Source organism: Nonomuraea sp. NPDC049504 (assembly GCF_040676845.1).
In the GTDB taxonomy this organism is placed as follows: domain Bacteria; phylum Actinomycetota; class Actinomycetes; order Streptosporangiales; family Streptosporangiaceae; genus Nonomuraea; species Nonomuraea salmonea.
The window spans coordinates 285,371-294,715 of record NZ_JBFAPT010000011.1; the positions used below are offsets into that span (position 1 = coordinate 285,371).

A 9,345-nucleotide genomic window follows, 5' to 3' on the forward strand; every position below is an offset into this window, starting at 1 on the left:
ACTCGCTGCAATAGGTCTGGGCCGAACCCCGTAAGCCGGCCTCAGTGCCGGACGGTCACCACGATCTTGCCGATCTGGGTGTTCGACTCCAGGTGGCGGTGCGCCTCGACGATGTCCGCCAGGTCGGAGGTGCGGTCGATGACGGGCTTCAGCGTCCCGGCACGGAGTCCGGCTTCGATGAGGGCTCGCGCGCGCTTCATCCGGCCGGGGTCGGCGGTGACGAGGCCGACGTGGTAGCCGTGGACGGTGATCGGCCAGTTCATGGGCAGCGGCGCGGGCCGGGGGTCGAGCCAGCCGTACACGATCAGCAGGCCGTCGGCGGCCACGGTCTCGGCCAGCTCGCTCAGGCCGGGCCCTGCCACGGCGTCGAAGACGACCCTCGCCCCCTGGCCCCCGGTGACGGCGGCCACCCGGCCGGCGAGATCGTCCTCGTCGGCCGCGATGACGTGGGCGGCGCCGGCCTGCAGCAGCCGCGCGGACTTGGCGGCGGTCCGGGTGACGGCGATGGGAACGGCGCCGAGGTGGTTGGCGATCTGGATGGCCGCGAGCCCGACGCCGCTGGACGCGGCGGTGATGACGACGCCGTCGCCGGGGTTGATGCGGCCTGCTTCGACCAGGGCGCCGTACGCGGTCAGGTACGTGGTCCACAAGGCGGCACCGGTGACCGGGTCGACCCGAGAGGGCAGGAGGCACCCGGCCGGGACGTTGACGCGGTCGGCGTACACGCCATGGCGTGACATCTCCTGATCGCTCAGGATGCTGACCGCGTCGCCCGGCGCGAAGCCCGCGACCTCCGGCCCGACCTCCTCCACCGTCCCGGCCGCCTCGAAGCCGAGCCGGGAGCCGGGAAGAGCGGGCTGGTAGTAGTACGTACCGGCGCGGAAGAGCGCCTCGGCGCGGTTGAGCCCGATCGCCTCGACCCGGACACGGACCTCACCGGGGCCGGGGGCGTCGAGCCGGACGTCCTCGATCTTCAGGACGTCGGGGCCACCGAGTTCGTGAAAGAGCACCGTTCGTGCGTGGATTGTCCCCCACTCCTCGCGCACGCTCATGTCCGCGCCCTGGGGCATGCGGTTCGCCCCCTCCGACGGGGCCGGTTGCCACGTCATCCTGCAAGGCTCCTGCCGGCTCCTGCCGCCCGATGGGGAGCAGATCCCGCTCGGCCCCGGCGACGTGGTGTTCCTCCCGCACGGACGCGGGCACGCGATCGCGGACGATCCCGCGACGCCGCTGATCGACGTCGTCCAGGACCAGGACGGCACGTGGACGCTGAGCGAGGAGCCCCCGCAGGGCACGGGCCCGGCCACGCTCATGCTGTGCGGCGCCTACCGGCTCAACCGGGCGCGGGCGCACCCGCTGCTCACCGGGCTCCCCGACGTCGTCCACCTGCCGGCCAGGATCGGCACGAATCCGGCGCTCCGCTCCGCCGTGGACCTGCTGGGCGCCGAGCTGGAGCGCCCTGGCCCTGGCTCCGACGCGCTGGTGCCGGCGCTGCTCGACGCGCTGCTGCTCTACGTCCTGCGCGCCTGGCTGCACGAGCACGCCGGGCAGGCGGCCACCGGGTGGGGCGCCGCGCTGACCGACCCGGCGATCTCCGACGCCCTGCACGCCCTCCACGGCGATCCCGCCCGCTCCTGGACGGTGGAGGAGCTCGGCGCGCGGGCCGGCCTGTCACGCGCGGCCTTCGCGCGCCGCTTCACGACGGTCGTGGGCCGGCCGCCGCTGGCCTACCTCACCTGGTGGCGCATGACGGTCGCCGGCCGCCTGCTGGCCACGAGCGACCTCCCGCTGCGGGTCGTCGCCGAACGTGGCGGCTACTCCTCGGAGTTCGCGTTCGCCAAGGCGTTCAAGCGGGAGTTCGGGGTGTCGCCCGGCAGGTATCGCAGGCAGGCCGCGCAAGGGATCTAGGACCAGGCGACCGGCAGTGAGTGCACGCCGAAGATGAGCATCTCGTTGCGCAACGGCACCTGGTCGGCGGGCACCGCCAGGCGCAGGCCCGGCAGGCGGGTGATCAGCTCGCGCAGCCCGATCTGCATCTCGACCCGGGCGAGCTGCTGTCCCAGGCACTGGTGGACGCCGTGCCCGAAGGCCAGGTGGGAGGTGCGCGGGCGGAGCACGTCGAGGCGGTCGGGGTCGGGCCAGTGCTGCGGGTCGCGGTTGACCTCGGGCGTGGCGACGACGACGGTGGCGCCCGCGGGGATGTCCACGCCGCCGAGGGTCACCGGCTCGGTGGTGACGCGGCTGACGCCGAGTTGGATGATGCTGAGGTAGCGCAGCAGCTCCTCGACCGCGTTGTCGATCAGCGACGGGTCCGCGCGCAGCGCGTCGAGCTGGCCGGGGTTCTCCAGCAGCGCGAACGTGCCGAGCCCCAGCATGTTCGCGGTCGTCTCGTGACCGGCGCCGAGCAGGACGAGCGCGATGTCCACGAGCCGGCCGTCGGTCAGCGGTGGCTCGGCCTCGTGGATGAGCCCCGACAGCAGGTCGTCGCCCGGCTCGGCGCGCTTGGCCGCGACCAGGCCCTGCATGAACGCGTACAGCTCGGCCCCGGCCTTGGCCCGCTCCTCGGGCGGGGTGTTGGAGTTGAGCGAGATGGCCGTGCGTTCCTGGAACTCGGCCCGGTCGGCGTAGTCGACGCCGAGCAGCTCGCAGATGACCAGCGAGGGCAGCGGCAGCGCGAACGCCGACACCAGGTCGGCGTGGTCGCCGGCCGCCTTCATGGCCTCGATGTGCTCGACGGCGATGTCCGTGACGCGCGACTCCAGGGCCTTCATGCGCCGCACGGTGAACTGGCCGGTCAGCAGCCTGCGGATCCTGGTGTGCTCGGGCGGGTCCATGAAGACGAAGAAGCCGTCCTCGCGGGTCTCGATGGCCGGGCCCTGCGGCAGGGTGCCGGCCTTGAGCGCCTCGACCTCGTGCGGCTGCAGGGACGTGGCCTCGCGGTGCCGCATCCTGTCGGCGCTGAAGCGCGGGTCGGCGAGCACCGTACGGGCCTCGTCGAACCCCGTCACCAGCCACGCCTCGGCCCCGTTGAGCAGCGGCAGCGGCTGGACGGCGCCCTTGCCGCGCCGCTCGACCAGCCCGGGGGGCGGGTCGAAGGGGCACCCGCCGCGCTCCACCATCCCGGCGGGCAGGATCCTGCGCATCGCGGTGGGGTTGGCGGCGGGGGTCTCCTCGGTGAGGCTGTCGTTGCTCATCGGCGCATCCTGTTCCCGGGCTCGGGCTGGCCCGTCAGCGTTCGGCACGTCCTTCAGCGCAAAACTTACACGACGCGCATGTATGCACGGCGTGCACGAATCGCGAAAACCGGTGGCATCGGCCGGCTCGCCGCTGCCATGATCACGTGCTTGTGAGCACCGAGGTCCCCGCCGTGATCGCCGAGCTGGCCGGCGACGACACCGTCACGCTGGTGTGGCGCAACGAGTTGGGCGGGCTGACGTACCGGCTCGACGGCGCCGTGGTGCGCTACGCGAAGTGGGTCGCCGCGGGCACGCCGGAGATCGACCTGATGGCCGAGGCCGAGCGGCTGGCGTGGGCGTCCCGCTGGGTCGCCGTGCCACCGGTGCTGGAGCACGGCACCAGCCCTGGCGAGGAGTGGCTGGTGACGGCCGCCGTGCCCGGCACCTCGGCCGTGAACGAGCGGTGGCGGGGCGAGCCCGAGGTGGCGGCGCGGGCGATCGGGCGCGGGCTGCGGCTGCTGCACGACACGCTGCCCACGAGCGCGTGCCCGTACGACTGGAGTGTCGAACGACGGCTGCGGCGCGCCCGGGAGCGGTTCGCCGACGGGGAGGGACCGGACGACTGGTCGCCCGAGCACCGCCACCTCGGCCTCGACGAGGCCCGCGCGATCATCGAACACCCGCCGCCGCTCGACCGGCCGGTCGTCTGCCACGGCGACGCGTGCGTCCCCAACACGCTGCTGCACGACGACGGCGCGTTCGCCGCGCACGTCGATCTCGGCTCGCTCGGCGTGGCCGACCGGTGGGCCGACCTCGCGGTGGCGGCGTGGAGCCTCGACCACGACTTCGGGCCCGGCCACGACGCCGGCCTGTACGAGGGGTACGGGATCGAGCCCGACCCCGTACGTCTCGCCTACTACCGGCTGCTGTGGGACCTCGCGTGAGCCCCGCTCATGGCTCGATGGCGAAGTTGTCGCGGAAGACGTTGCCCGGGTCGTAGCGGCGCTTCAGCTCCCGCAGCCGCCGCAGGGTGGGCTCGGGGTAGGCCTGGAGCAGGCGTTCGGGGCGCTGGTCGGTCTCGAAGTTGATGTAGAGGCCGGAGAAGTGGCCGAGCATGGCGTCCCAGGCGGCGTCCAGGCCGCGCCGGCTGTGGCCGAACGCGACGAGCTGGAAGCTGGCCGAGCGGCCCGCGTACGCGGTGGCGTCCCACGGCACGTCACGCGAGGCGCCGCCGATGCCCCTGACGTGGAAGAAGTACGTCTGGCCGCTCGCCACCAGCCGCTGCGCCGCCGCGGCCAGCTCGGGCGTGAGGTGGTCGGCCAGCCCCGACCTGGTCACCGGCTCGCCCTGACCCTCGTGCGCGGCGGGCGGCACGTGCATGACCGCGTCGTACGGCAGCACCTGGATGGAGTAGTCGAGCAGCGGCGCGGCGGCGGCGATGGGCTGCAGCCTGGCGACGATCGTCTCGGCGTCGTCCGAGTCGACCACGGCCATGATCTGGCCCATGAGCGGCTGCCCCGGCCGGGCGCGGCCGATGATGAGGGCGCTGGTCAGGTCGCGCGGCGCGGCCTCCATGGCGGCGCCCCAGCGTTCCAGCAGGCCCGCCGTGTCGGTGGCGTCCACGACGAACTGCGCGAACCCGACGTCGCCCACCTCGTCCACCTCGAACTCGAACGCCGTGACGATGCCGAAGTTCGCGCCCGCGCCGCGCACGCCCCAGAACAGCTCGGTGTTCTCCTCCTCGTCGGCCCGCACGCGCGTGCCGTCGGCCAGCACCATCTCCACGGCTCTGAGGTGGTCGATGGTCAGGCCGTGCTCGCGGACGAACCACCCGATACCGCCGGACGTCGCCAGCCCGCCCACCCCGACGCCGCCGTAGTCGCCCGAGCTGAGCGCCCAGCCGTGCGGGGCGAGCGCGGCGGCCACGTCGCTCCAGCGCGCGCCCGGCTCGATGCGGACCCGCCGGGTGCCCTTGTCGAGGACGTCGATGGCGTGCAGGCGGGACAGGTCGATGACGATGCCACCGTGGTTGGTCGAGCGGCCGCTGATGCCGTGGCCGCCGCTGCGGATCGACAGCTTCACCGGCTGCGTGCGGGCGTACCGCACGGCCTCGCTCACCTCGTCCGGCGTGCCTGGGCGCAGGACCAGCCCGGGGGATCCGCCTCTGAGGTACGTCGAGCGCACGCGGGCGTAGCCGGGGTCGCCCGGCTCCACGGCCGAGGCGGCCAGGCTCGCGGGGACGGCGTCGTAGTCGATGCCGGCGTGGCGATGCTTGCGCACGAACAGGCTCTTGACCTGCGTCGCCGTCTCCTGCGCCGCCGCCCGCAGGGCCGGGGCGGCCTCCTCGGCGAACCGTCTGATCGTGTCGGGGTCGTCGGTGGCCAGCAGGATGGTGCCGACTCCGGCGTCCTCGATGAGGGGCAGTAGTCCGGCCGCCGTCGCCTCGCCGGTGACCTGGACCATCCGGCGGATCTCGCGTGGATCGCGCCCCGCCGCCTCGGCCGCCTCGTCGATGACGGCGTTCGCCGCAGTGACCGCGCTGACCAGCCGGCCACCCGCGCCTCCTGCTGGGGGCGCCGCGTCGGCGTCCTGGCCGGACGCGGTGAAGAGCCAGGCGTCGGCCTTGTGGGCGGCGAGGCGGAGCACTTCGTGGCCGGGCTCGCCGGCGATCCAGAGCGGGATGTCGTGGGCGGGGGCGGGGCCGCGTTCCGCGCCCGGCACCCGGTGGTGCTCGCCGTCATGACGGAAGGGCGAGCGCTCGGCGGCCGACCAGATGCCGCGGACGATGTCGGCCGCCTCCCCGGTGTCGGCGCCGGCGAGCAGCCCCAGCTCGACCCGCCCGCCCGTGAGCAGATCAAGGCTCGCGGCGGCCCGCGCGGTCACGGTGGGCACTGTGCCGGCCGCGCCGGCCGGCACGGCGGCGGGCGCTGTGTCCTGCGACGTGGCGGGCTTCGCAGCGGGCGCGGTGATCGCGGCGAGCGTGATGCGGTCCGTCCGACCTGCCACCCAGCTCATCAACGTCCACGCGTCCAGACCCGCCGCCTCGTCCCCATCGCCGGAGGTCGCAGGCTCGTTCTGGAAGGTGATCAGGTCGTAGCCCAGTTCCTCGGCCAGCCGGGCCAGGTCGGCCGCCGTGCCGGGAGTGGTGCCGGTGAGGAGGAGGCCGAGGCGGAGGGGGTGGGCGTACCGGGTGGTCATCGGGCGCGCTCCTGCGCCACGAGCGCGCGGGTGGCGGGCGCGACCTCTTCGCCGAACGTCCTGATCGTGCCGGCGTCGTCGGCCATCACGATGTAGCCGGAGAAGCCGTATTCGAGGGTGAGCGCGGCCAGTTGCTCGGCCCACTGCTCGGGCGGCCCGGCGAGGAGGCGGTCACCGCGGGTGGAGTCGAACCGGCCGCCGATGTTGAGCAGCCGCCGCACCGCCGCGGGCTCCCGCCCGGCGGCCTCAGCGGCCTCGTCGATGATCGCGTTGGAGCGGGTGACCTCGTCCAGGCTCTTGATGTACGGCAGCGAGGGCAGCCACCCGTCGGCCTTGGCGCCGGTGAGGCGGAGCATCTTCGGCTTGTACGCCCCCAGCCAGATGCCGATGTCGTGCGCCGGAGCAGGCCCCCGCTTGGCCCCGTCTACCTGGTAGTACGTCCCGTCCACCCGGAACAGCGACCGGTTGTCCGCCTCCCACAGCCCGCGGATGACGTCGATCGCCTCGCCGAGCGCGTCCACGGCCTGGCCAGGGCTGAGCCGGCGCCCGCCCATGGCCTCGATCGCGTCCCAGAACCCACCTGCTCCCAGCCCCAGCTCGAACCGTCCATGACTGAGCAGGTCGAGGCTGGCCGCCGCCCGGGCGAGCACGGCGGGCGGGCGCAGCGGCAGATTGATGACGTTGCCGGACAGGTGGACGCGTTCGGTCTTGGCGGCGACGTAGGACAGCAGCGTCCAGGTGTCGAGGAAGCCCGATTGGTAGGGGTGGTCCTGGAAGGTGACCAGGTCGAGCCCCGCGGCCTCGGACTCCTGTGCCAGGCCGACGACCTCCTTCGGCGCGGAGTTCGCGGGGGTGATGAAGGTGCCGAACGTGAGCTCGTGGCCGTAGTCAGGCATGGTGCCCTCCTCAAGATATGTTGTCGCGAAGACTATCTACGCGCCAGACGAGTTGCACAACCACGGATCAGTCGGGCACATTCCCGCGTCAGTCGGCCAGCATCTCCTCGGCCGCCTCGCACGGGTCCCTCGCCGGCTCGATGTCGCTCGCGTCACACGCCACCCGCCGCAACATGCTCATGAACGCCTCGCGCTCGTCCGCCGACAGCGCGCCGAGCAGGCGGTCCTCGGCGTCGCCCACGCGGCGTTCGAGGTCCTCGTAGACGCTCACGCCTTTGCCGGTGGCCACGATGCGGCGCTGCCGCCGGTCGGACGGGTTGAGCCTGCGCTCCACCAGCCCCGCCTCGACCAGGTCGTCCACGAGGTACGTCAGCACCGTGCGGTCGATGCCGAGGAAGGACGCCAGGGAGAGCTGGGTCGGATGCCGGCCGCTCACCACGGCGGCGAGCGTCTGGTAGCCGCGCGGGCCGTGGGGCAGGTCGCCGATCACCGTGACGACCGTGCTCTGGTAGGCGCGCAGCAGCACGCCGAGCGTCCAGCCGAGGTTGTGGTCGGTCACGGGCTCATCACTCATACCGAGATACTACCGACCACCGACTTTCGGCACCGCAGACGTTCTGTCACACAACACGTCACCGCTTGTCCTTGAGCACGTACCCACCCTTGATCACCGGCGCGTCTGGGGCGGGAGCCATGCACTTGGTCAGCAGCGGCTCCCCGGGCGCGGTCGCCCCCGACAGCCCGATGCGGCCGGTGCCCTTGGCGGTGACGTAGAAGCTCACGCCCAGGCGCACCTTCCGCGCCACCATGTCCTCCCACGGCCCGCCGGGAGCGGCCTTCACCAGGATCCCGGTGACGGTCGCGACGGGGCCGCCGGTGGTCAGGCAGTCGACCTGGAGCTCGCCCCAGTTCACCATCCGAGGTTTCCCCGGCTCCTCGACCGCGTGATAGATGCGGAACGTGCCCCACGCGCGCGTGGGGAAGACGGGGCTGCGCTCGGTGTACTCACCGTGCGCGTCCACCGTGACCTGTACGTCGTTGCCCGGAGCAGGGAAGTGCATCCGCGCCCAGCCCTTGATGGAGGCGGTGGTGATCGTGCCGTCCTGGGCGGCGCTCGCGGCGGGGGCGAGGCCGGTCGTGAGGGTGGCGGTGAGGGCGAGGGCTGCGGCGGCGCGTGCGTACGTACGCATATCGTCTCCTGACGAGATCGGCGTGAAGTGCGGTCACGACTTTCGCGGAGGACCGGCCTCTTCGCCTCCCCCGTCCGGGTGATGTCGTACGGCGGCCCGGACACGCTTCGCGAAACCCTGAAGCATGACGTCTCCCCTGCTCACGCCCGTTAACGTGACATGTCATGACGTACGGCCCCCACAACCCGCCCTATCCCCCGCCAGGACCATCCGCCCCGCCGCCTCCCGTGATCATCGACGTGGCCCGCGACACCAAGACCAAGTCGGTGATCGGCGCGTCGGTCGCGGGCGGGATCGGGCTCCTCGCCGTGGTCTCGGCGCTGACCGGGCAGACCACGGGCGGCTCGGGCGCCGCCGTGGCCGTCGGCATCGTGGGGGCGATCTTCCTGCTCATCGGCCTGCTCCCGGTCTTCACCTGGAAGAAGCTGACCCGCCCGCGCCAGCTGGTCTTCGACGCCCACGGCGTGCGCTGGGACGACCCCCAGGGACGGCCCTGGGCGGCGGCGTGGCAGGAGCTGGCGGGGGTGGGCATCTCGCGTACGCAGCAGCGCCGCGTCAAGCTCGCCGACTACATCTTCCGCAAGACGATGGTCAGGCTCGACCTGTTCCCCGCCGACCCCGGCTTCCGGCAGCGGCACCCGGAGATGGAGCACCTGTGGGAGTTCCACACCGTCAAGAACGGCTACCGGCTGCCGCTCGGCTCGAACCCCAAGTACATCCCGGTCATCGAGCAGGCCATGCGCCAGTACCGCCCGGCCGCCTACTGGGGCGTCAAGGACGAAGGGTTCATGGTGGGCCTCGTCTGACGACCGACCGACCACGCCGACGGCCGACACCGCCGCCGCTCGCCGGCCCCGCGCCGGCCCCGCGCCGACCGTTGACGCC

The 9,345-nt window shown here is 72.9% G+C and carries 9 protein-coding genes; 3 read left to right on the top strand and 6 right to left on the bottom strand.

From position 1 onward, the window contains the following. Positions 1 to 41: 41 nt before the first annotated feature. The gene (locus AB0K28_RS22875) at positions 42 to 1,010 is read right to left on the bottom strand and encodes a zinc-dependent alcohol dehydrogenase family protein (RefSeq protein ID WP_364373264.1); all 969 of its coding nucleotides are present in this window, start codon (positions 1,008 to 1,010) and stop codon (positions 42 to 44) included. Between the two features lie 40 nt (positions 1,011 to 1,050). Between AB0K28_RS22875 and AB0K28_RS22880 the strand changes: the two genes are divergently transcribed. Continuing rightward, positions 1,051 to 1,908: an AraC family transcriptional regulator gene (locus AB0K28_RS22880; RefSeq protein WP_364373267.1), complete on the top strand. Its 858-nt coding sequence runs from the start codon at positions 1,051 to 1,053 to the stop codon at positions 1,906 to 1,908. Here the strand turns inward: AB0K28_RS22880 and AB0K28_RS22885 are convergent. Continuing rightward, a complete protein-coding gene (locus tag AB0K28_RS22885) occupies positions 1,905 to 3,194 on the bottom strand; it encodes a cytochrome P450 (protein WP_364373270.1) in 1,290 nt (429 codons plus the stop codon). The two genes, AB0K28_RS22880 and AB0K28_RS22885, sit on opposite strands and share 4 nt — an antisense overlap. 152 nt (positions 3,195 to 3,346) lie before the next feature. Between AB0K28_RS22885 and AB0K28_RS22890 the strand changes: the two genes are divergently transcribed. Then, positions 3,347 to 4,120 (top strand): aminoglycoside 3'-phosphotransferase, encoded by a 774-nt coding sequence (locus AB0K28_RS22890; RefSeq protein ID WP_364373273.1) that lies wholly within the window; start codon positions 3,347 to 3,349, stop codon positions 4,118 to 4,120. A 7-nt stretch (positions 4,121 to 4,127) separates the two neighbouring features. Here the strand turns inward: AB0K28_RS22890 and AB0K28_RS22895 are convergent, their stop codons facing one another. From AB0K28_RS22895 to AB0K28_RS22910, 4 genes are all read right to left on the bottom strand, one after another. Then, a complete protein-coding gene (locus tag AB0K28_RS22895) occupies positions 4,128 to 6,374 on the bottom strand; it encodes an LLM class flavin-dependent oxidoreductase (protein WP_364373276.1) in 2,247 nt (748 codons plus the stop codon). Then, entirely contained in the window at positions 6,371 to 7,270 is a 900-nt protein-coding gene (locus AB0K28_RS22900; RefSeq protein ID WP_364373279.1) for an LLM class flavin-dependent oxidoreductase, read from the bottom strand. The genes AB0K28_RS22895 and AB0K28_RS22900 overlap by 4 nt, the downstream gene beginning before the upstream one ends. A gap of 88 nt (positions 7,271 to 7,358) precedes the next feature. After that, the gene (locus AB0K28_RS22905; protein ID WP_364373282.1) at positions 7,359 to 7,844 is read right to left on the bottom strand and encodes a MarR family transcriptional regulator; all 486 of its coding nucleotides are present in this window, start codon (positions 7,842 to 7,844) and stop codon (positions 7,359 to 7,361) included. 58 nt (positions 7,845 to 7,902) lie between these two features. Next, complete coding sequence (locus AB0K28_RS22910) at positions 7,903 to 8,460, bottom strand: hypothetical protein (protein WP_364373285.1); 558 nt, start codon at positions 8,458 to 8,460, stop codon at positions 7,903 to 7,905. A 164-nt stretch (positions 8,461 to 8,624) separates the two neighbouring features. Here AB0K28_RS22910 and AB0K28_RS22915 point away from each other — a divergent pair, with 164 nt between their 5' ends. Next, positions 8,625 to 9,266, top strand: coding sequence for a hypothetical protein (locus AB0K28_RS22915; RefSeq protein ID WP_364373288.1), 642 nt, complete (start codon positions 8,625 to 8,627; stop codon positions 9,264 to 9,266). Positions 9,267 to 9,345: the final 79 nt, after the last annotated feature.

Bases quoted from the DNA above. Each gene is read 5' to 3' on its own strand.
- AB0K28_RS22895 (WP_364373276.1), bottom strand. From the start codon at position 6,374: ATGACCACCCGGTACGCCCACCCCCTCCGCCTCGGCCTCCTCCTCACC.
- AB0K28_RS22885 (WP_364373270.1), bottom strand. From the start codon at position 3,194: ATGAGCAACGACAGCCTCACCGAGGAGACCCCCGCCGCCAACCCCACC.
- AB0K28_RS22915 (WP_364373288.1), top strand. From the start codon at position 8,625: ATGACGTACGGCCCCCACAACCCGCCCTATCCCCCGCCAGGACCATCC.
- AB0K28_RS22880 (WP_364373267.1), top strand. From the start codon at position 1,051: ATGTCCGCGCCCTGGGGCATGCGGTTCGCCCCCTCCGACGGGGCCGGT.
- AB0K28_RS22900 (WP_364373279.1), bottom strand. From the start codon at position 7,270: ATGCCTGACTACGGCCACGAGCTCACGTTCGGCACCTTCATCACCCCC.
- AB0K28_RS22905 (WP_364373282.1), bottom strand. From the start codon at position 7,844: ATGAGTGATGAGCCCGTGACCGACCACAACCTCGGCTGGACGCTCGGC.
- AB0K28_RS22910 (WP_364373285.1), bottom strand. From the start codon at position 8,460: ATGCGTACGTACGCACGCGCCGCCGCAGCCCTCGCCCTCACCGCCACC.